This window comes from Enterobacter cloacae complex sp. HYC074_NIDB (assembly GCF_056673345.1).
Window position 1 is genome coordinate 3,695,365 of record NZ_CP114214.1, and the last position, 20,154, is coordinate 3,715,518.

At 59.2% G+C, this 20,154-nt stretch carries 20 protein-coding genes; 9 read left to right on the top strand and 11 right to left on the bottom strand.

All coding sequences use genetic code 11. The features are described from left to right. Positions 1-36: 36 nt before the first annotated feature. The 6 genes from recA to mltB form a co-directional block, all read right to left on the bottom strand. Complete coding sequence (gene recA, locus O1724_RS17995) at positions 37-1,095, bottom strand: recombinase RecA (RefSeq protein ID WP_015571667.1); 1,059 nt, start codon at positions 1,093-1,095, stop codon at positions 37-39. An 89-nt stretch (positions 1,096-1,184) separates the two neighbouring features. Beyond that, positions 1,185-1,682, bottom strand: coding sequence for a nicotinamide-nucleotide amidase (gene pncC / locus O1724_RS18000; RefSeq protein WP_003862172.1), 498 nt, complete (start codon positions 1,680-1,682; stop codon positions 1,185-1,187). 130 nt (positions 1,683-1,812) lie between these two features. Continuing rightward, positions 1,813-2,691 (bottom strand): metal ABC transporter substrate-binding protein, encoded by an 879-nt coding sequence (locus O1724_RS18005; protein ID WP_022649141.1) that lies wholly within the window; start codon positions 2,689-2,691, stop codon positions 1,813-1,815. Positions 2,692-2,705: 14 nt separating this feature from the next. Next, positions 2,706-3,566, bottom strand: coding sequence for a metal ABC transporter permease (locus O1724_RS18010; protein ID WP_058652605.1), 861 nt, complete (start codon positions 3,564-3,566; stop codon positions 2,706-2,708). Then, on the bottom strand, positions 3,563-4,216 hold the full coding sequence (locus O1724_RS18015) for a metal ABC transporter ATP-binding protein (protein ID WP_023323655.1): 654 nt from the start codon (positions 4,214-4,216) through the stop codon (positions 3,563-3,565). The genes O1724_RS18010 and O1724_RS18015 overlap by 4 nt, the downstream gene beginning before the upstream one ends. A 266-nt stretch (positions 4,217-4,482) precedes the next feature. Then, on the bottom strand, positions 4,483-5,583 hold the full coding sequence (mltB, locus tag O1724_RS18020; RefSeq protein WP_176691008.1) for a lytic murein transglycosylase B: 1,101 nt from the start codon (positions 5,581-5,583) through the stop codon (positions 4,483-4,485). Between the two features lie 251 nt (positions 5,584-5,834). Here mltB and srlA point away from each other — a divergent pair, with 251 nt between their 5' ends. The 7 genes from srlA (at position 5,835) to gutQ (ending at position 10,745) form a co-directional block, all read left to right on the top strand. Continuing rightward, positions 5,835-6,398, top strand: a complete 564-nt coding sequence (srlA, locus tag O1724_RS18025; RefSeq protein ID WP_003862164.1) for a PTS glucitol/sorbitol transporter subunit IIC — start codon at positions 5,835-5,837, stop codon at positions 6,396-6,398. Next, positions 6,395-7,354, top strand: coding sequence for a PTS glucitol/sorbitol transporter subunit IIB (srlE, locus tag O1724_RS18030; RefSeq protein ID WP_045331261.1), 960 nt, complete (start codon positions 6,395-6,397; stop codon positions 7,352-7,354). Before srlA ends, srlE begins: the two co-directional genes overlap by 4 nt. A 12-nt stretch (positions 7,355-7,366) precedes the next feature. Further along, complete coding sequence (srlB, locus tag O1724_RS18035; protein WP_126296926.1) at positions 7,367-7,729, top strand: PTS glucitol/sorbitol transporter subunit IIA; 363 nt, start codon at positions 7,367-7,369, stop codon at positions 7,727-7,729. Positions 7,730-7,743: 14 nt separating this feature from the next. Further along, complete coding sequence (gene srlD, locus O1724_RS18040; RefSeq protein WP_003862162.1) at positions 7,744-8,523, top strand: sorbitol-6-phosphate dehydrogenase; 780 nt, start codon at positions 7,744-7,746, stop codon at positions 8,521-8,523. 67 nt (positions 8,524-8,590) lie between these two features. Beyond that, positions 8,591-8,950 (top strand): transcriptional regulator GutM, encoded by a 360-nt coding sequence (gutM, locus tag O1724_RS18045; protein WP_023323656.1) that lies wholly within the window; start codon positions 8,591-8,593, stop codon positions 8,948-8,950. A 63-nt stretch (positions 8,951-9,013) separates the two neighbouring features. After that, the gene (gene srlR / locus O1724_RS18050) at positions 9,014-9,787 is read left to right on the top strand and encodes a glucitol operon DNA-binding transcriptional repressor SrlR (protein ID WP_022651731.1); all 774 of its coding nucleotides are present in this window, start codon (positions 9,014-9,016) and stop codon (positions 9,785-9,787) included. Continuing rightward, positions 9,780-10,745 (top strand): arabinose-5-phosphate isomerase GutQ, encoded by a 966-nt coding sequence (gene gutQ / locus O1724_RS18055; protein ID WP_015571677.1) that lies wholly within the window; start codon positions 9,780-9,782, stop codon positions 10,743-10,745. The genes srlR and gutQ overlap by 8 nt, the downstream gene beginning before the upstream one ends. Here the strand turns inward: gutQ and norR are convergent. Then, a complete protein-coding gene (gene norR / locus O1724_RS18060) occupies positions 10,742-12,256 on the bottom strand; it encodes a nitric oxide reductase transcriptional regulator NorR (RefSeq protein WP_048209517.1) in 1,515 nt (504 codons plus the stop codon). The genes gutQ and norR overlap by 4 nt on opposite strands. Before the next feature lie 187 nt (positions 12,257-12,443). Here norR and norV point away from each other — a divergent pair, with 187 nt between their 5' ends. Both norV and norW read left to right on the top strand, forming a co-directional pair. Beyond that, a complete protein-coding gene (norV, locus tag O1724_RS18065) occupies positions 12,444-13,892 on the top strand; it encodes an anaerobic nitric oxide reductase flavorubredoxin (protein WP_022651734.1) in 1,449 nt (482 codons plus the stop codon). Next, positions 13,889-15,022: an NADH:flavorubredoxin reductase NorW gene (gene norW / locus O1724_RS18070; RefSeq protein WP_126296927.1), complete on the top strand. Its 1,134-nt coding sequence runs from the start codon at positions 13,889-13,891 to the stop codon at positions 15,020-15,022. The genes norV and norW overlap by 4 nt, the downstream gene beginning before the upstream one ends. 126 nt (positions 15,023-15,148) lie before the next feature. Here the strand turns inward: norW and O1724_RS18075 are convergent, their stop codons facing one another. From O1724_RS18075 to O1724_RS18090, 4 genes are all read right to left on the bottom strand, one after another. Continuing rightward, positions 15,149-16,171: a HoxN/HupN/NixA family nickel/cobalt transporter gene (locus tag O1724_RS18075; RefSeq protein WP_126296928.1), complete on the bottom strand. Its 1,023-nt coding sequence runs from the start codon at positions 16,169-16,171 to the stop codon at positions 15,149-15,151. Between the two features lies 1 nt (position 16,172). Continuing rightward, complete coding sequence (gene hypF / locus O1724_RS18080; RefSeq protein WP_126296929.1) at positions 16,173-18,389, bottom strand: carbamoyltransferase HypF; 2,217 nt, start codon at positions 18,387-18,389, stop codon at positions 16,173-16,175. Between the two features lie 5 nt (positions 18,390-18,394). Next, entirely contained in the window at positions 18,395-18,940 is a 546-nt protein-coding gene (gene hydN, locus O1724_RS18085) for an electron transport protein HydN (RefSeq protein ID WP_017382793.1), read from the bottom strand. 132 nt (positions 18,941-19,072) lie between these two features. Continuing rightward, entirely contained in the window at positions 19,073-20,086 is a 1,014-nt protein-coding gene (locus O1724_RS18090; protein ID WP_061856246.1) for a LacI family DNA-binding transcriptional regulator, read from the bottom strand. Between the last annotated feature and the right edge of the window lie 68 nt (positions 20,087-20,154).

Consider the following 20,154-nt stretch of genomic DNA (forward strand, 5'->3'; position numbering starts at 1 on the left):
GCCGCATCAGCAGCCCTTCATTTTTATCCGAGAGGATTAAAAGTCTTCGTTGGTTTCTTCAGCATCCGCGCCGTCGACCACGAAATCAGGTTTAGAGTCCTGGTTGTTCAGCAGGAGTTCACGCACCTTCTTCTCAATCTCTTTCGCCGCCGCCGGGTTCTCTTTCAGCCAGGAGATAGCATTCGCTTTACCCTGACCAATCTTGTCACCGTTGTAGCTGTACCATGCGCCCGCTTTTTCAATCAGCTTCTCTTTCACGCCCAGGTCAACCAGCTCGCCGAGGAAGTTGATACCTTCGCCGTAGAGGATCTGGAACTCAGCCTGTTTGAACGGTGCTGCGATTTTGTTCTTCACAACCTTCACGCGAGTTTCGCTACCGACTACGTTATCCCCCTCTTTCACCGCGCCGATACGGCGGATATCCAGACGGACAGAAGCGTAGAATTTCAGAGCGTTACCGCCGGTGGTAGTTTCCGGGTTACCGAACATTACACCAATTTTCATACGGATCTGGTTGATGAAGATCAGCAGCGTATTGGACTGCTTCAGGTTACCCGCCAGCTTACGCATCGCCTGGCTCATCATACGTGCCGCGAGGCCCATGTGAGAGTCACCGATTTCACCTTCAATTTCCGCTTTTGGCGTCAGCGCCGCAACGGAGTCGACGATGATCACATCAACCGCACCTGAGCGCGCCAGCGCGTCACAAATTTCCAGTGCCTGCTCGCCGGTGTCCGGCTGGGAGCACAGCAGGTTGTCGATATCAACGCCCAGTTTACGGGCATAGACCGGGTCCAGCGCGTGCTCGGCATCGATAAACGCACAGGTTTTACCTTCGCGCTGTGCCGCCGCAACAACCTGCAACGTCAGGGTGGTTTTACCCGAGGATTCCGGACCGTAGATTTCTACGATACGGCCCATCGGCAAACCGCCAGCGCCCAGTGCGATATCAAGAGAAAGCGAACCAGTGGAGATAGTTTCCACATCCATGGAACGGTCTTCACCCAGGCGCATGATGGAGCCTTTACCGAATTGCTTTTCGATCTGGCCCAGTGCTGCCGCCAACGCTTTCTGTTTGTTTTCGTCGATAGCCATTATTACTCCTGTCATGCCGGGAGAAGCAACTGCGCTTCACCATGGACTTCTGTTCTGTTGAGGCAATTATACTGTATAGTCATACAGTATCAAGTATTTTGTAGAAATTGTTGCCAGAGCGTTTTTAACGCGTATTCCGTTGCCTGACGACGCACGCTTTCGCGATCGCCGCTGAAGCATTCCCGGCGGGTGATCCCTTCACCTTTTGAGGTGGCAAAGCCAAACCAGACGGTGCCGACAGGCTTCACGTCGCTGCCGCCGTCCGGCCCCGCGATACCGCTGATGGAGATAGCGTAATCTGCGCGCGCCTCTTTCAGCGCGCCAATCGCCATCTCGATCACCACCGGTTCGCTGACCGCGCCATGCTGCTCAAGCGTAGCTTCACGCACGCCAATCATCTGCGCTTTAGCCTCGTTACTGTAGGTCACAAAGCCGCGTTCAAACCAGGCGGAACTGCCAGCAATATCGGTAATTGCTTTCGCCACCCAGCCGCCGGTGCAGGATTCTGCGGTCGTGAGAGTCGCGCCGCGCTGTTTCAGCGCCAGCCCCACCACTTCGCTTAACTGCATCAATTCATGGTCAGTCATTCACGCTCCAGGCCTTAGAAAAACATGCAGCACAAGATAGCACTTTCTCATCAAATATGGGGATGCGCGTCGGGTTTTACGAGGGGGCTTCAGAAAAAAGCCGATGCGGGCGCACCGGCCAGAGAGACGCTTATTTCATGCTGTTAGCGAGGGTGTCCACATTGTGGCGAAACGCCTTGACGTAGGTGTCCGCCACGCCGCCCTTCGCGGACAGCGCTTCCGGGTAAAGTTCACCGCCCGGCTGGGCGCCCGTGGCGGTCGCAATCTGCTTCACCAGGCGCGGGTCAAGCTGGTTTTCCATGAACCAGGTTTTCACGCCGTCAGCTTTAATCTGGTTGATGATCTCCGCTACCTGCGCCGCGCTGGCTTCACTCTCAGACGACAACCCCTGCGGCGCCATAAACGTCACGCCGTAGGCGCGGCTGAAATAGCCGAAGGCGTCGTGGCTGGTCAGCACTTTGCGCTTCGCCTGTGGGATGTCGCTGAAACGCTTTTTAGCCCAACCGTCCAGCTGAGAGAGCTGCGCAATATAGGGTTTACCGGTAGCTTCAAGCGCCGCTGTATCTTCAGGATCGGCCTTCACCAGCCCTGAGAGAATATTTTGCGCATACAGCGCGCCGTTCGCCGCGCTGTTCCACGCGTGCGGATCGGTCACGGTTTTACCGTCCTCTTCCAGCGTGTGCGTTTTCACGCCGTCCGAAGCAACCACCAGCTGGCCTTTGAATCCAGAAGCTTTTACCAGACGGTCGAGCCAACCCTCCAGCCCCAGCCCATTGACCACCACCACGTCAGCTTTACTCAGCGCCGCGCTGTCTTTGGGCGAGGGTTCGAAAGTATGGGGATCACCGTCCGGCCCCACCAGCGTCGTCACCTTCACACGATCGCCGCCAACCTGCTGCGTGATGTCTCCCAGGATGGAAAAGCTGGTCACCACATTAAGCGTTTTCGCCATTACGCCGTGCGTCATCATGCCGAGCGCGAGCGCCACGGCTAACCCTGTACGTTTCATCGTTTCCCCTTGCGTTAAAAAAGCGCCCGCAGGCTATCCGCCAGCCTGCTGCGCGTGCCAAATAAAACTGAAATAAAGAACAATGCGCTGGCGGTCAGCACAATGGAGGGCCCTGCGGGCAGACTCACTGCCCAGGAAAGACTTAAGCCCAGCCACGCGCAAAAAATACCGCTGATACCCGCCATCAAAAGTAATTCTGGCAGTGTGCGCACCCAGCAGCGTGCCGCCACGGCGGGTAACATCATCAGCCCGACGGCCATCAACGTGCCGAGTACCTGAAAACCGGCCACCAGGTTGAGCACCAGCAGCGCCAGAAACAGACCGTGTAACATCCCGGGCAGCCAGCGCGCGTTCACCTGCAACCACGCAGTATCGAACGCTTCACTGACCAGCCCACGATAAAAAATCGCCAGCGTGAGGAGCGTGAACATGCAGACCCCCGTCACGAACAGGGCTGACGCGCTATCCACGGCGAGAATGGAGCCAAACAGAAGATGAAGCAGATCGACATTTGAACCGCGCAGCGACACCAGCGTGACGCCCAGCGCCAGGGAACCCAGGTAAAACCCCGCGAAGCTGGCATCCTCTTTAAGAGGTGTACGGCGGCTGACCAGCCCGGCCACCAGCGCAACGGCGATACCGGCAATAAACCCGCCGACAGTCATTGCCAGCAGCGACATTCCGCTGAGCAGATAGCCCACCGCGACACCCGGCAAAATGGCGTGAGAAAGGGCGTCCCCCATCAGGCTCATCCGACGCAGCTGAAGGAATACACCCAGCGCAGTGGTGCTGACGGAGAGCGCCAGGCAAACCACCAGCGCGCGCCGCATAAAGCCGTACTCAATAAACGGCTGGAAGAAGAGATGCCAGATCATGCCACCCTCACCCGCTCGGTTTTCCAGTGCGGCGTATCAGCGTCCAGCCGCAACGTTTGTGGGAAGTGGCGCGAGACGCGTTCGCTGTCGTGCAGTACCGCCAGCAGAGTCTGCCCCTGCATATACATCTCCAGCATCAGATCCATCAGCACGTTGCAGGTCGCTTCATCGACGCCAGTGAAGGGTTCGTCCAGCATCACCAGCGGTGCCTGCTGCACTAAAACGCGGGCAAACAGCATGCGCTGGAATTGCCCGCCGGAAAGTTCATCAATAGTGGAGAACGCCATGGACTCCAGCCCCACGCGCTCCAGCGCGCCGGCAATGCGCATGCGGGCATCCCGACGAAAACCGGCAAACAGAGAGATTGCTGGCCAGCAGCCCATGCTCACCACGTCCTGCACGGTCAGAGGAAATTGCGCCTCCAGCGCGTGACGCTGCGCCAGCCAGCCCACCACCGGACGTCTCCCCTGCCAGCGAAACGTACCGCTGACGGGCGGAATAAAGCCAGCGAGCGTTTTCAGCAGCGTGGATTTGCCGCAGCCGTTGGCCCCGACGATGGCGGTCATGCTCCCGCGTTCAATCACGCCGGACAGCGCGCGCGTAACGGGCTGGCGATCGTAACCCGCCACCAGGTCGTTCATCACGATCATGGCAACGCCACCGCCCAGCGCACGGCCAGGCCGAGAAACAGAATGAGCACCAGCGCCAGCAGCAGCCGAAGCGAGGATGAGAGAGAAAACAGGGACATGGATATCTCAATTCAATAATGTTATAACATAACAATAATGAAAGGCGATTGAGATGTAAACGGCGGGAGTAAAATGGGAGTGTGGCGAAATGTTTCTGCGGGAAACAGGTGCGGGCGGGTGCCCTCACCCCAGCCCTCTCCCACAGGGAGAGGGAGGCATAAGGGGACTTACTGGCTAAACGGTGACGCTGCTGGCACACGCGCCTGAGACACCGCCAGCCCCAGCTGCCACACCGCCATCGCATAGTGCGTGCTGTGGTTGTAGCGGGTAATGGTGTAGAAGTTCGGCAGCCCGAACCAGTACTGATAACCGGTTCCGACATCCAGGCGCAGCAGGCTCACCTGGTCAACATTGCCCAGCGGCTGAGACGGCGTTAAGCCTGCCGCTGCCAGCTGCACCACGCTGTATTTGGTTTTAAATCCGTTTTCCAGACCAAACGCTTCGCCGTTCGCCTGTACCGCCACCTGGCCGCCCGGCGTCCAGCCATGCGCTTTGAAGTAGTTGGCCACGCTGCCAATAGCGTCTTCGGGATCCCACAGGTTGATGTGACCATCCCCGTTAAAATCTACCGCGTACTGCTTATAGGAGGACGGCATAAACTGGCCGTAGCCCATCGCACCGGCGAACGACCCTTTCAGATCTAACGGATCGTCCTGTTCGTCTCGCGCCATCAGCAGGAAGGTTTCCAGCTCGGAAGAGAAATACTCCGCGCGACGCGGGTAGTTGAAGGAGAGCGTCGCCAGCGCATCGAGGATGCGGGTTTTACCCATAATGCGTCCCCAGCGGGTCTCAACCCCAATAATACCGACGATGATCTCCGGCGGCACGCCATAGACCTGCCACGCGCGGTTCAGGGCGTCTTCATACTGATTCCAGAACACCACGCCATTTTGCACGTTGTCCGGGGTAATAAACTGTTTGCGATAACGCAGCCACGCCCCGTTTGGCCCGGTCGGCACCTGGGCCGTCGGCGCCTGCCTGTCCATCAGGCGCAGCACGTAGTCCAGACGCTTCGCCTGAGACAAAATGGCATGCAGCTGCTGGCGATCAAAACCGTGCTTGCTCACCATTTTATCGATGAACTGTTCGGCCGCAGGGTTATTCGCGAAGTCGCCTCCCATCTGCATCATATTGTGCTGCGGCTCCAGCAGGAATCCTCCGGAAGGCGCGCCCGCCGTTGGCTGAACGGCTTCGGTCTTGGGTTTGCTACTACAGGCGGACAGGAGAATAAGCGCAGGCAACAGCGCTGCATAACGACGCTTGAACATGTGGCATCCATTTAACGAGTTCGGTAAGAACCCAGTATGGTAAAGCATCCCCAACTCCTCAAGGAAGCGGTACGCACCTCCCCAACGCAAATCCGTGCCTTTTTCCACCAAAAATTATTCACCTCACCAATAAACTTTCAAAATAATACATTTTTCTTTCATTGTGAGATCTAACTAACACTTTAAAACCTTTCAAAGTGATTATTATTAGCCGCAGATAGACAAAAACAAACGCCCTACAGGAGAGAAGAATGATAGAAACCATCACCCATGGCGCCGAGTGGTTCATCGGGCTGTTTCAGAAAGGCGGAGAAGTGTTCACTGGCATGGTGACCGGGATCCTGCCCCTGCTGATCAGCCTGCTGGTGATCATGAACGCGCTGATTAACTTTATCGGCCAGCAGCGCATCGAGCGCTTCGCCCAGCGCTGCGCCGGAAACCCGCTGTCCCGCTACCTGATACTGCCCTTTATCGGCACCTTCGTGTTCTGCAACCCGATGACCTTAAGCCTCGGCCGCTTTATGCCAGAGAAGTACAAGCCGAGCTATTACGCCGCCGCCTCCTACAGCTGCCATTCCATGAACGGCCTGTTCCCGCACATCAACCCCGGCGAACTGTTTGTCTATCTCGGGATCGCCAGCGGCCTGACCACGCTTGGCCTGCCGCTCGGCCCGCTGGCGGTGAGCTACCTGCTGGTCGGTCTGGTGACCAACTTCTTCCGCGGCTGGGTGACTGACCTCACCACCGCCATTTTCGAGAAAAAAATGGGCATCCAGCTTGAACAGAAAGTCCATCTTTCAGGAGCCACAGCATGAACCGGATCCGCATTGAGAAAGGCACGGGCGGCTGGGGCGGCCCGCTGGAGTTCGACGCCACCGAAGGCAAAAAGATTGTGTACATCACCGCGGGCACGCGCCCGGCGATCGTCGACAAGTTGCGCGATCTGACCGGCTGGGAAGCGGTCGACGGCTTCAAGGAAGGCGAACCGCCGGAAGCGGAAATCGGCGTGGCGGTGATCGACTGCGGCGGCACGCTGCGCTGCGGCATCTATCCGAAGCGCCGCATTCCGACGGTAAATATTCACTCCACCGGGAAATCCGGCCCGCTGGCGCAGTACATCGTTGAAGATATTTATGTGTCAGGCGTGAAGGAAGACAACATCACGCTGGTGAATGGCACATCTGCGCCGCAAAAAGCGGCCCCGCGCGAGTACGACACCAGCAAAAAAATCACCGAGCAGAGCGATGGCCTGCTGGCGAAGGTCGGGATGGGGATGGGGTCCGCCGTGGCGGTGCTGTTCCAGTCCGGGCGCGACACCATCGACACGGTGCTGAAGACCATTCTGCCGTTTATGGCATTCGTCTCGGCGCTGATCGGCATCATCATGGCCTCAGGCCTGGGCGACTGGATTGCCCACGGCCTCGCCCCGCTTGCCAGCCACCCGCTCGGCCTGGTGACGCTGGCGCTGATCTGCTCCTTCCCGCTGCTGTCGCCGTTCCTCGGCCCGGGCGCGGTGATTGCTCAGGTTATCGGCGTGCTGATTGGCGTGCAGATTGGTCTGGGGAATATTCCTCCGCACCTCGCCCTGCCCGCCCTGTTTGCCATTAACGCCCAGGCAGCGTGCGACTTTATCCCCGTGGGGCTGTCGCTGGCGGAAGCACGCCAGGAGACCGTGCGCGTGGGCGTGCCGTCCGTGCTGGTCAGCCGCTTCCTGACGGGCGCGCCGACGGTGCTGATTGCCTGGTTTGTTTCCGGCTTTATTTATCAATAAGAGGTGCCTGCCATGACTGTGATTTACCAGACCACCATTACCCGCATCCGCCAGAGCGCGGCGGATGCGCTGAGCGACCAGATGCTGATCACCTTCCGCGAAGGGGCGCCTGCGGATATCGAAGAGTTTTGCTTTATCCACTGCCACGGCGAGCTGAACGGCGAGCTAAAGGCAGGGAGCCAGCTACAGCTGGGCGAGGCGCGCTATGCCGTGACCGCCGTCGGCGACGTCGCCGAGCAAAACCTGCGCGAGCTGGGGCATATCACCCTACGTTTCGACGGCCAGCCGCAGGCGGAGTATCCCGGTACGGTTCACGTAGTGGGCCCGGTTCCGCAGGCTGTCACCCCAGGCTGCACGTTAAAATTTATTTCGTAATAAAGGAGAGACACATGAGTCAGGTTGCCGTTGTCATTGGTGGGGGACAAACCTTAGGCGAGTTCCTCTGCCATGGGCTTGCCGCAGAGGGCTACCGCGTGGCGGTCGTGGATATTCAGAGTGAGAAAGCCGCCCGCGTAGCGGACGCCATCAACACCGAGTTTGGCGAAGGGATGGCGTACGGATTTGGTGCCGACGCCACCAGCGAGCAGAGCGTGATGGCGCTGGCCCGCGGCGTGGACGAGATATTTGGGCGTATCGACCTGCTGGTCTACAGCGCGGGGATCGCGAAAGCGGCGTTTATCAGCGATTTCGAGCTGGGGGATTTTGACCGCTCGTTGCAGGTGAATCTGGTGGGCTATTTCCTCTGCGCCCGCGAATTTTCCCGTCTGATGATCCGCGACGGTATTCAGGGTCGCATCATTCAGATCAACTCAAAATCGGGGAAAGTGGGCAGCAAGCACAACTCCGGCTACAGCGCGGCGAAGTTTGGCGGCGTCGGGCTGACACAGTCTCTGGCGCTGGATCTGGCCGAATACGGCATTACCGTTCACGCGCTGATGCTGGGTAACCTGCTGAAATCCCCGATGTTCCAGTCCCTGCTGCCACAGTACGCCGCCAAACTTGGCATCAAAGCTGAAGAAGTGGAGCAGTACTACATCGACAAAGTGCCGCTCAAGCGCGGGTGCGACTATCAGGACGTGCTGAACATGCTGCTGTTTTACGCCAGCCCGAAAGCCTCGTACTGCACCGGACAGTCGATTAACGTCACCGGTGGGCAGGTGATGTTCTGATCGAGCAGGGTGATGCCCTCACCCTCCCCCTCTCCCACCGGGAGAGGGAATATAACAAGGAGCCGATATGGTAACCGCACTCATCACCGTCGCCGCCCTCGCCTGGATCTGCCAGATGGCGTTTGGCGGCTGGCAGATCTACCAGTTTAACCGCGCCTTTGATGCGTTGTGTCAGAAGGGACGCGTCGGCGTCGGGCGTTCCGGGGGGCGCTTTAAGCCGCGCGTGGTGGTTGCCGTTGCGCTGGATGAACACAACCGGGTGAGCGATTCCCTCATCATGCGCGGCGTAACGGTGTTTGCCCGTCCGACCAAAATTCAGGCGATCAACGGCATTTCGCTGCATGAATTACAACCTGATGTGATCTTCCCCCATGATTCACTCTGTCAGAATGCACTATCATTAGCGCTTAATCTGAAACATGGATAATTTCGTTGTGAAAGTTATAAACTTGCGGAATTATCATTTCGCAACGTAAGGAACGAAGCGCCTATGAAACCACGTCAGCGGCAGGCGGCCATACTTGAGCATCTGCAAAAGCAGGGAAAGTGCTCGGTAGAGGATCTGGCCCACTACTTTGACACCACCGGCACGACAATACGCAAGGACCTGGTGTTGCTCGAAAACTCCGGCGCCGTCATTCGTACCTACGGCGGCGTGGTGCTCAATAAAGACGAAGCCGACCCGCCTATCGACCACAAAACGCTGATCAATACTCACCAGAAAGCGCTGATTGCCGAAGCCGCCGTCAAATTTATCCATGACGGCGATTCCATTATCCTCGACGCAGGCAGTACTGTCCTACAGATGATCCCGCTGCTCAGCCGCTTTAATAACATCACCGTGATGACCAACAGCCTGCACATCGTCAATGCCCTGTCAGAGTTCGACAGCGAGCAGACCATCCTGATGCCCGGTGGCACCTTCCGTAAAAAATCGGCGTCGTTTCACGGGCAGCTGGCGGAGAATGCCTTCGACCACTTCAGCTTCGATAAGCTGTTTATGGGCACCGACGGCATCGACCTCAACGCGGGCGTGACTACCTTCAACGAGGTGTTCAGCGTCAGCAAAGCGATGTGCAACGCCGCACGGGAAGTGATTTTGATGGCGGACTCGTCGAAGTTTGGCCGTAAAAGCCCCAACATTGTCTGTAGCCTTGAAAGCGTCGATAAGCTGATTACCGACGCAGGTATCGATCCGGCATTTAAAAAAGCGCTGGAAGCGAAGGGCATCGACGTGATCGTAACCGGAGAGAAAAATGAGTGATTTTCTGTTAAACGCAGGCCGTCAGACCCTGCTGCTGGAGCTACAGGAAGCCAGCCGCCTGCCGGAGCGTCTGGGTGAGGATTTTGTTCGTGCAGCCAACACCATTATCCACTGCGAGGGTAAAGTGATCGTGGCGGGTATCGGTAAATCCGGTCATATCGGCAAGAAGATTGCCGCGACGCTTGCCAGCACCGGCACCCCGGCGTTCTTTGTGCATCCTGCCGAAGCGCTGCACGGCGATCTGGGGATGATCGAAAGCCGCGACGTGATGCTGTTTATCTCCTACTCCGGTTCAGCCAAAGAGCTGGATCTCATCATCCCTCGCCTGCAAGAAAAATCGGTGGCCCTGTTAGCGATGACCGGCAAATCCCGATCGCCGCTGGCGCTGGCCGCGAAAGCAACGCTGGATATTTCCGTTGAGCGCGAAGCCTGTCCGATGCACCTGGCACCGACCTCCAGCACCGTCAACACCCTGATGATGGGCGACGCGCTGGCAATGGCGGTGATGCAGGCGCGCGGTTTTAATGAGGAAGATTTCGCCCGCTCCCATCCTGCGGGCGCGCTTGGGGCACGTCTGCTCAACAAGGTTCACCACCTGATGCGCACCGACGATGCCATTCCTCAGGTCAAACTCGACACCAGCGTGATGGACGCCATGCTGGAGCTGAGCCGCACCGGGCTGGGGCTGGTTGCGGTATGCGACAATGACCGCCAGGTGAAGGGCGTCTTCACCGACGGCGACCTGCGCCGCTGGCTGGTGGGCGGCGGCAAGCTGGAGGCGCGGGTATCCGAAGCAATGACCCAGGGCGGACTGACGCTGAATGCCGACAGCCGCGCCATTGAAGCCAAAGAGGTGCTGATGAAGCGCAAAATCACCGCCGCGCCGGTGGTGGACGAGCACGGCAGGCTGTGCGGCGCGATCAACCTGCAAGACTTCTACCAGGCGGGGATTATTTAACCCTTCAGTCCCAGACGTTTCGCCAGCCTGTGGAGGTTGGCGACGTCCATCTCCAGCGCCCGCGCGCACGCCGCCCAGCTGCGGTTATTCTGCTCCAGCGCGCGGGCGATCATCTGACGCTGGAACGCATCCGTCGCCTCGCGCAGGTTTTCGTTCACGCTCTCAGGTATCACCGGCTTCACGGACGGCGTCGTTTCCTCCTGCAGCGCGAAATGGCGCGCATGAATAACCACTTCATCCCCCGAACGCGTAGCCCGCGCCAGCACCACCGCGCGGTGAATCGCATGTTCCAGTTCACGCACGTTACCCGGCCAGCCGTAGCTCAGCAGGTGCGTCCTCGCACCGGGGCTTAGCACCACGCGGGAAAGCCCCATTTTGAGCCGACACTGTTCGCAGAAAAAGCCCGCCAGCAGCACCACGTCGTCGCCCCGCTCGCGCAGCGGCGGCACCGTGAGCGGGAACACGCTCAGACGGTGGAACAGATCGGCGCGGAAATTCCCCGCCAGCACCTCTTCGCGCAGATCGCGGTTCGTCGCCGCCAGCACGCGCACATCCACGCGTAAGCTGCGATCGTCTCCCACGCGTTGAATATCGCCATACTGCAACACCCGCAGCAGTTTGGCCTGGAGCGAAAGGGAGAGTTCGCCAATTTCATCGAGGAACAGCGTGCCGTTATCGGCCATTTCGAACTTGCCGCTGCGGTTGCTGATCGCCCCGGTAAAGGCCCCTTTGACGTGTCCGAACAGCTCACTTTCCGCCACGCTTTCCGGCAGCGCCGCGCAGTTGAGATAGACCAGCGGATTCACCGCACGGGGCGAGGCTTCGTGGATCGCTTTCGCCACCAGCTCTTTACCGGTGCCGGTCTCCCCGAAGATCAGCACGTTCAAATCAGACGCGGCGACAATCTCAATCTCTTTTTTGAGCTGCGCCATGCCTGGCGAAAGGCCGATCATTTCGGTGTGCGCCACCTGCTCAAACGCCGTCGGGCTACCCGGAAGAATATTCTGGCTCTCCAGCTGTTCTATCAGCAGGGCGTTGTTCAGCGCCCCGGCCGCCAGCGCAGCAATCAGCCGTAGCTCTTCGTCGCTGAAGGTATCGAACTGATCCGGCGACATACCGTCGAGGGTTAACGCACCAATCAGGTTCTGCCCGGCAAACAGCGGCAGGCCGATACAGGCGTGCACCTTCAGGCTCTCCTGCCCGGGGATCAGGCCGTCGTAAGGGTCGGGCAGATCGCTGTCCGCCGGGAAACGCACCACGTCACCCGCACGGGCGATGGTTTCCAGACGCGGGTGGCCCTCCAGGGTAAAGCGCCGCCCGAGTACGTCCTTCGCCAGACCGTCGATAGCCAGCGGAATAAACTGCCGCCCTTCGTAACGCAGCAGCGCCGAGGCATCGCAATCCAGCACGTGACGCAACGTGGAGATCAGCCGCTGAAAGCGGTCCTGATGACCAATACCGGTTTGCAGTTCTATGGCGATCTTCGCCAGCACATCTACGGAAAAGCTCATCTCTGCCTCACTGTCATTTTGACAATACATAGTGTCATATTGACAATTTTTAAGATAGTCAAAATGACTACCTATTTGGGAGCATCAAAATATAAATCCATTATTTTCAATAATTTAAAAAGTTGGCACGCAACTTGATATATGACAGTCATCTTATTTGAAAACGCCGTATTAAGTTGAGGTTGCTATGTCTATTCTGGTTAAAAATAACATTCATTGGGTGGGTCAACGTGACTGGGAAGTACGTGATTTTCACGGGACGGAATACAAAACGCTGCGCGGCAGCAGCTACAACAGCTATCTCATTCGTGAAGGTAAAAACGTCCTGATCGATACCGTCGATCACAAATTCAGCCGCGAGTTCGTGCAGAACCTGCGCAGCGAAATCGATCTGAATGAGATCGACTACATTATCATCAACCACGCGGAAGAGGATCATGCCGGGGCGCTGACCGAGCTGATGTCCCACATTCCGGATACCCCGATCTACTGCACCACTAACGCCATTGACTCCATCAACGGCCACCACCACCATCCGGAGTGGAACTTCCACACTGTGAAAACCGGCGACACGCTGGATATCGGCAACGGCAAACAGCTGATCTTCGTGGAAACCCCAATGCTACACTGGCCGGACAGCATGATGACCTACATGACCGGTGACGCGGTGCTGTTTAGTAACGACGCCTTCGGCCAGCACTACTGCGACGAACGTCTGTTCAACGACGAAGTGGATCAGACCGAGCTGTTCGAACAGTGCCAACGCTACTACGCCAACATCCTGACCCCGTTCAGCCGTCTGGTCACGCCAAAAATCACCGAGATCCTCGGCTTCAACCTGCCGGTGGATATGATTGCCACCTCCCACGGCGTGGTATGGCGTGAAAATCCAACCCAGATTGTCGAACTGTACCTGAAGTGGGCGGCGGACTATCAGGAAGACCGCATTACGATCTTCTACGACACCATGTCCAACAACACCCGCATGATGGCGGACGCCATTGCCCAGGGCATCAACGAAGTTGACCCGAACGTGGCGGTGAAAATCTTCAACGTGGCGCGCAGCGATAAGAATGAGGTATTGACCAACGTCTTCCGCTCCAAAGGCGTGCTGGTGGGTACCTCCACCATGAATAACGTGATGATGCCGAAAATTGCCGGACTGGTGGAAGAGATGACCGGCCTGCGCTTCCGTAACAAACGCGCCAGCGCCTTTGGTTCACACGGCTGGAGCGGCGGCGCGGTAGACCGTCTCTCCACCCGTTTACAGGATGCCGGTTTTGAGATGTCCCTGAGCCTGAAGGCGAAATGGCGTCCGGATCTCGACGCGCTGGAAATCTGTCGCCAGCACGGTCGCGACATTGCCCGCCAGTGGGCGCTTGCGCCACTGCCGGAAACCGCACCCGCCGCGGCTGTTGCGCCGGAAGCCGTAGCAGAAGCCGCTCCTGCCGCTGCCGACCTCGGCCCTTGCATGCAGTGCAGCGTCTGCCAGTGGATTTACGATCCTGAGCTGGGCGAGCCGTTGCAGGATGTCGCGCCGGGTACGCCATGGAGCGAGGTGCCGGACAACTTCCTCTGCCCGGAATGTTCCCTCGGGAAAGACGTCTTTGATGAACTGGCAACGGAGGCAAAATGAGCCACGGCATCGTCATTATCGGCTCGGGCTTTGCCGCCCGCCAGCTGGTGAAAAATATCCGCAAACAGGATGCTAACGTGCCGTTGACGGTAATCGCCGCCGACAGCATGGATGAGTACAACAAGCCTGATTTAAGCCACGTCATTAGCCAGAATCAGCGCGCCGACGATCTCACCCGCCAGACGGCGGGGGAGTTTGCAGAACAGTTTAACCTGCGTCTGTTTCCGTACACCTGGGTGACCGATATCGACGCCGACGCCCACGTGGTGAACGCGAAAGATAAAACCTGGCACTACGACAAGCTGGTGCTGGCGACGGGGGCATCGGCGTTTGTGCCGCCGGTTGAGGGCCGCGAACTAATGGTCACGCTCAACAGCCAGCAGGAGTATCAGGCCAGCGAGCCCCTGTTACGCGACGCCACGCGGGTGATGATTGTCGGCGGCGGGCTGATTGGCACCGAGCTGGCGATGGACTTCTGCCGGGCGGGAAAATCCGTCACCCTGGTTGACCACGCGGCCAGCATTCTGTCAGCGCTGATGCCAGCAGAAGTAAGCAGTCGCTTACAGCATCGTCTGACCGACATGGGCGTGCATCTGCTGCTGAAATCGCAGTTGCAGAGCCTGAGCAAAACCGAAACCGGCATTTGTGCGACGCTCGACTGCAACCGCAGCGTGGAAGTGGATGTGGTAATTGCGGCGACGGGGTTGCGCCCGGAAACCGCGCTGGCGCACCGCGCGGGCGCAGAGATCAATCGCGGCGTGAAGGTGGACAGCTACCTGCAAACCACCCAGCCGGATATTTATGCCCTGGGCGACTGCGCGGAAATTAACGGCCAGGTGCTGCCGTTCCTGCAACCGATTCAGTTAAGCGCCATGTTCCTGGCGAAAAACCTGCTCGGCGGCAACGCCCCGGTGAAATTACCCGCCATGCTGGTGAAGGTAAAAACGCCGGAACTACCGCTGCATCTCGCAGGTGAAACGCAGCGTCAGGATCTGGACTGGCAGATTGCCCTTTCGCCTCAGGGCATGGTGGCGCGCGGCACCGATACTGCCGGTCAGATGCGCGCCTTTGTGGTCAGCGAAGACAGAATGAAGGAGGCCTTCGCGCTGCTGAAATCGTTACCTGCTTAACCCTCGTCATGCCGGGCGGCGCTCCGCTTACCCGGCCTACAGTACTGCCACGCTTACTTAACCTTTGGATTTTATTGTCCACCGCCCCGATGTCCCGGGGCTTTTTTTATGGCTACCCTTTCAGCGTCAGGAGCGCACCACCAGCGCGTCATAACCGCGCCAGCGGTAGTTCGCCATCGAGATCAGCCAGCAGGCGACAAACAGCCCGACCACCACAAATCCGGCATCGCCCAGGTTATCGTTCACCGCGCCAATTAGATCCCACACGTCGCCGCTGAGGGAGAACTTGTCCATCAGCAGACCCAGCGCTTCCAGGCCGCCGATAAACAGCGCCACTACCACCGAAGTGCCGGTGATGGTCATGTTGTAGTACAGCTTGCGCTGCGGCTTGTTAAACGCCCAGCCGTAGGCACCCACCATCAGCAGGTTATCGAGCGTATCCACCAGCGCCATGCCGCTGGCGAAGAGCGCCGGGAAGATCATGATCGACCACACCGACATCCCGCTGGAGGCGCTGGCGGCGGAGATCCCCAGCACGCCGATTTCGGTGGCCGTGTCAAAGCCGAGGCCAAACAGGAAACCGACCAGGTACATCTGCCAGCTTTTATTGACGAGGCGGAAGGTTTTGCCGAACAGCCAGTTCATGACGCCACCCTGTGCAGGCAGCGTGATGTCGCCCTGCGCCGGCCTGCCGTGTTTCAGTGCCTGAAAACTGCGCCAGACGCCGCGCAGGATCACCATATTCACCAGCGCCATCGCCAGCAGGAAGGTGGCGGAGACGGCGGTGCCAATCAGGCTGCCGGTTTCGTGGAACCATGCCATGTTTTTCTGAAACGCCGTGGCGGTAGCGGCGATAGCAATGGAGGCCAGCACCACGATGGTGGAGTGTCCGAGGGAAAACCATGCGCCCACGCCGGACGGGCGCTTGCCCTGCTGCATCATCTTACGCGTCACGGTATCAATCGCGGCGATATGGTCGGCATCCACCGCATGACGCAGTCCGTAACACCAGGCCAGCAGGCTGGCCGCCATCAGCGCCGTACTGTCGCTAAAGGTGTGCCACGCCAGCCCCCAGGCCAGCAGGTTAGCCATCCCGAGAGCCAGCAGCAGGCACGCTGCACGAGGTTCATTGTGTAACAGTCGTAACATTTTAAGTCCTTTGTAAACATGATCGGGCGGCAGCAACCACCGCCTGCCCGAAGGAGATCGCTCCGTCACCTGCGGGCAGGCGCGAAGGAAAAAGAAGCGTGAAATCAGAAAGGTAATGACGAAGGCGCGCGCGCAGCAGGCGGTTGTGAAGGACGCCGCCGCTGAAGCACACCGTAGAGAGCGACCGTCGGCGGGCATGCGTTGCCGCCAGTTCGCTCAGCCCTTTTGCCAGCGCATCGTGAAAGGCCCAGGCGCGCTCGCCGGGCTCCGCCCGCCAGGCCAGCCACTGCTGCCAGAACAGCGCAAGGTTATCCGTCTGGAGCGTCACCGGATGATCAACCCCTGCACAGCGTTCGGCCAGCGCCTCCAGCCGGCACGCGGCTTCGCCCTCATAGCGTTGCGTTTCAATGCCCAGCGCACAGGCCACGGCGTCGAACAGACGACCACAGGAGGAGGCCCGCGGCGCATTGATACCGCGCGACACCGCCGTTGCCAGCAGCGGCCAGTTTTGACGCTGTACCACCTCAGTTTCCGGGTACTGCTGCCAGTCAGGTACGAACGCCAGACAGTGGGCGAGCAAATTGCGCCACGGCTGTTTTGCCGCCAGATCGCCCCCCGGCAGCGCAACGGCTGGCAGACCGCCCAGCCGTTCGCAGTCGCGATAGTTCACCCGCAGGCACTCGCCGCCCCACAGCGCGCCGTTCTCGCCCATGCCGATCCCGTCCAGCGTCAGGGCAATAACATCCCCGCCGTCGAGCGGCCAGCCGTTCTCCGCCAGACACGCTGCCGCATGCGCATGATGATGCAGCACGGTCTCAACGGGCAGCGCCTGCGTCCGGGCCCACTGTCGGGCGTGATATCCCGGATGGGCATCGCACACCACACGCTCTGGCTGGAAAGCGTAGATCTCCTGCATCGTCGAGAGCGCACTGCGCCACTGCGCCTCTACGCCCTCGTCGCTCAGATCGCCAAAATGCTGGCTCAGCACCGCCTGGTTGCCACGTACCAGGCAGAAGGTATTTTTCATCTCCGCGCCGGTGCATAACATGGGCGGGATGTCGCGGAATCCGGCGGGCAATGTGATGGCATCCGGCACAAAACCGCGTGCGCGACGCAACATCGTGCCCTCCTGGTCCATCACTGAATCATCCATCCGTTGCAGGATGTCGCGGTTGTGCAGCAGGAAGCCGTCAGCGATGTCACTGAGTTCTTCCAGCGCCTGCTGGTTGTTTATGACGGGTGGATGGCCACTTAGGTTGCCGGAGGTCATCACCAGCGGACGCTGACAGTCCAACATCAGCAAATGCTGGAGCGGGTTCGCAGGCAACATCACGCCGACCGTATTCAGCCCCGGCGCAATCTCCTCAGGAAACGCTGGAAGGCAGGCTTTTGGCGTCAGCATAATCGGCGCAGCGGGTGAACGTAACAGCGTCTGGATGGTCTTCGGCAGATCGTTCGCATGCGGGATCATCACCGCCAGCGGCCTGGTCGGGCGCTGCTTGCGTGCCCGCAATTTCCGAATCGCCTGCGGGTTAAGCGCGTCGCAGACCAGGTGAAAACCGCCCAGCCCTTTGACCGCCACAATCCCGCCGCCTTCCAGCATCGCCACCGCCGCGCTTAACGCCGATTCGCGGGCAGCAGCAGCCTCCCCGGCTCGCCACTCCAGCTGCGGCCCGCAGTCAGGGCAGGCAACCGGCTGGGCGTGAAAACGCCGGTCAGCCGGGTTGCGGTACTCCGTTTCACAAGGCACACAGAGCGGGAATGGCGCCATTGACGTGGCCGGGCGATCATAGGGCATGGCGCGGATAATGGTAAACCGCGGCCCGCAGTGGGTGCAGTTGATAAACGGGTAACGATAGCGGCGCTCGCGGGGATCGCGCATCTCCGCCAGGCACGCGGGACAGGTGGCGGCATCCGGGACGATTTGCGTGTCCATCGCCCCACTCTCGCTGTGGCGGATGACAAACTCGTCCGGCAGCGTATTCCAGCTGTACGGCTGCGTTTCAACGCGATCGATGCGCGCCAGCGGTGGGCAGTCCTGATGCAGCCTCGCGGTAAAGTCCCCCCCATTACCCGCGAGACGCACCAGGACACCCTCTCCGTCGTTGCAGACATCGCCCACAAGCTTCAGCCGGTGCGCCAGCTGCCAGACGAAGGGCCGAAACCCCACGCCCTGCACCTTGCCGCGCACCCGCAGCTGAACGCCGTTGCTGCTCATACGGTTCAGAACAGCAGTGATGACGAGGTGTCGAACGCCGCGCGGCGACGTTTTTCGGCACTCATCTGTTCGAGCTTGTCTCGATCGACGCAGACCAGCGCATGCGTCGGACAGGCTTCCATACACGCCGGACCGGCGTCGCGGTGGTAGCAGAGGTCACATTTATTGGCTTCGGCTTTCTCCGCGCGCACGCTCAGCCCGATACCGCTGTTGCGAACCACCGGGCGAACCACCACCTCCATCGCGCCATACGGACACGCCACCACACAGGTTTTGCACCCGATGCAGCGCTCCTGCATCACATGCACGAAGCCTTTCTCGCGCTTAATCGCCCCGTTCGGACAGACGTTGGCGCACGGCGCGTCTTCACACTGGCGACAGATAGCGGCGGTAGAAATATTCACGCCTTTAATGACGTGGATGCGCGGCAGAAAGGTATCAGGGGTGAGAGAGGCGCAATCCTGCTCTGCCTGATGGGACACCACGCACGCCACTTCACAGGTACGGCAACCAATGCATTTGCTGGCATCGGCCATAATAAAACGGTTCATCTGCTTCTCCGGCATAACTGTTATGCGCGAAGCTATTCATAAACCGTGCCAATATTTAATGCGTTGATTTTAAAGCGAAATAAAAAGAAGTAGTTCTGTCATCGTCATTAGTGACGATGACAGATGTCGACGTCAGCGATGCGGGCCGTCAATAACGGAGTCGCGCAGGATAAGCTCGCCGGAGAAGGTTTGCTGAAGCTTAAACTCACCGCCGTCGAGCATGAAAATCAGGCGGCTGATGGTCTCCTGGATCATCTCCGTTACCGGAATACGCACGCTGGAGAGGGACGGCACGATATAGGGCGCGATTGCCACGTCGTCAAAGCCGATGACGGACACCGCGCCCGGCGTGGCGACGCCGCTCTCGTGCAACTGCCTGATGGCGCCAATCGCCATATCGTCGTTACTCGCCACCAGCGCGGTAAACGCTTCGCCGCGGGTGAGCAGCTGAGAGACCGCCGCCGCGCCGCTGGCCGGGCTCCACTTCCCTTCGGCGATCAGCGCGTCACGAACTGCAATCCCGTGCTGCGCCAGCGCGTCCTTGTAGCCGGAAAGACGCTCCACCCCGGTGGGGGAATCCAGCGAACCGGTGATAAACGCAATCTCCCGGTGGCCTTTCGCGATCAGCTGCGATACCGCGTCCTGACACGACGCTTTATGATCGGACCAGACGCTGTGGCTGCTGTTTTTCCGCAAACGGCGGTTGAGCACCATAATCGGCTGCTCGCATTTCTCAATGATCTCGTCCAGCGCTTCCACGCTCAGAAAACGCGGGTAGATGATCACCGCGTCGCAGCGCATGTCGAGCAGATACTGGATCGCCTCGCGCTCCTCTTCGGCGCTGTGCTTGCCGTCCGCCAGGATCAGCTGACGCCCCTTCTCTTCCGTCATCCGCGCGGCGTTAAACAGCAGCTCGCTAAAGTAGACCCCATGGTACAGGGTGTTTGTCACCACCAGCCCCAGGGTCTGGGTGCGTTTGGTCGCCAGGTTTCGCGCCAGCAGATTGGGGCGATACCCGCTTTCTTCGATGGCCTGAAACACGCGGTCTTTCGTCTCCTGGCTGACGTAACCGTTCCCCGACAGCACCCGGGAGACCGTCGCTTTCGACACGCCTGCCCGCTTCGCCACTTCCAGCATGGTGGTCATAGTGTTATTCCATTCAAAACCGATGAGCCGCAGTGTACTTCACCGCAGAAAAATTGTCGCAGCGACGT

Bases quoted from the DNA above. Each gene is read 5' to 3' on its own strand.
- gutM (WP_023323656.1), top strand. From the start codon at position 8,591: ATGGTAACCGCACTCATCACCGTCGCCGCCCTCGCCTGGATCTGCCAG.
- hydN (WP_017382793.1), bottom strand. From the start codon at position 18,940: ATGAACCGTTTTATTATGGCCGATGCCAGCAAATGCATTGGTTGCCGT.
- gutQ (WP_015571677.1), top strand. From the start codon at position 9,780: ATGAGTGATTTTCTGTTAAACGCAGGCCGTCAGACCCTGCTGCTGGAG.
- srlE (WP_045331261.1), top strand. From the start codon at position 6,395: ATGAACCGGATCCGCATTGAGAAAGGCACGGGCGGCTGGGGCGGCCCG.
- srlB (WP_126296926.1), top strand. From the start codon at position 7,367: ATGACTGTGATTTACCAGACCACCATTACCCGCATCCGCCAGAGCGCG.
- mltB (WP_176691008.1), bottom strand. From the start codon at position 5,583: ATGTTCAAGCGTCGTTATGCAGCGCTGTTGCCTGCGCTTATTCTCCTG.
- O1724_RS18090 (WP_061856246.1), bottom strand. From the start codon at position 20,086: ATGACCACCATGCTGGAAGTGGCGAAGCGGGCAGGCGTGTCGAAAGCG.
- O1724_RS18015 (WP_023323655.1), bottom strand. From the start codon at position 4,216: ATGATCGTGATGAACGACCTGGTGGCGGGTTACGATCGCCAGCCCGTT.
- srlA (WP_003862164.1), top strand. From the start codon at position 5,835: ATGATAGAAACCATCACCCATGGCGCCGAGTGGTTCATCGGGCTGTTT.
- hypF (WP_126296929.1), bottom strand. From the start codon at position 18,389: ATGAGCAGCAACGGCGTTCAGCTGCGGGTGCGCGGCAAGGTGCAGGGC.
- recA (WP_015571667.1), bottom strand. From the start codon at position 1,095: ATGGCTATCGACGAAAACAAACAGAAAGCGTTGGCGGCAGCACTGGGC.
- norR (WP_048209517.1), bottom strand. From the start codon at position 12,256: ATGAGCTTTTCCGTAGATGTGCTGGCGAAGATCGCCATAGAACTGCAA.
- pncC (WP_003862172.1), bottom strand. From the start codon at position 1,682: ATGACTGACCATGAATTGATGCAGTTAAGCGAAGTGGTGGGGCTGGCG.
- O1724_RS18005 (WP_022649141.1), bottom strand. From the start codon at position 2,691: ATGAAACGTACAGGGTTAGCCGTGGCGCTCGCGCTCGGCATGATGACG.
- O1724_RS18010 (WP_058652605.1), bottom strand. From the start codon at position 3,566: ATGATCTGGCATCTCTTCTTCCAGCCGTTTATTGAGTACGGCTTTATG.
- srlR (WP_022651731.1), top strand. From the start codon at position 9,014: ATGAAACCACGTCAGCGGCAGGCGGCCATACTTGAGCATCTGCAAAAG.
- srlD (WP_003862162.1), top strand. From the start codon at position 7,744: ATGAGTCAGGTTGCCGTTGTCATTGGTGGGGGACAAACCTTAGGCGAG.
- O1724_RS18075 (WP_126296928.1), bottom strand. From the start codon at position 16,171: ATGTTACGACTGTTACACAATGAACCTCGTGCAGCGTGCCTGCTGCTG.
- norV (WP_022651734.1), top strand. From the start codon at position 12,444: ATGTCTATTCTGGTTAAAAATAACATTCATTGGGTGGGTCAACGTGAC.
- norW (WP_126296927.1), top strand. From the start codon at position 13,889: ATGAGCCACGGCATCGTCATTATCGGCTCGGGCTTTGCCGCCCGCCAG.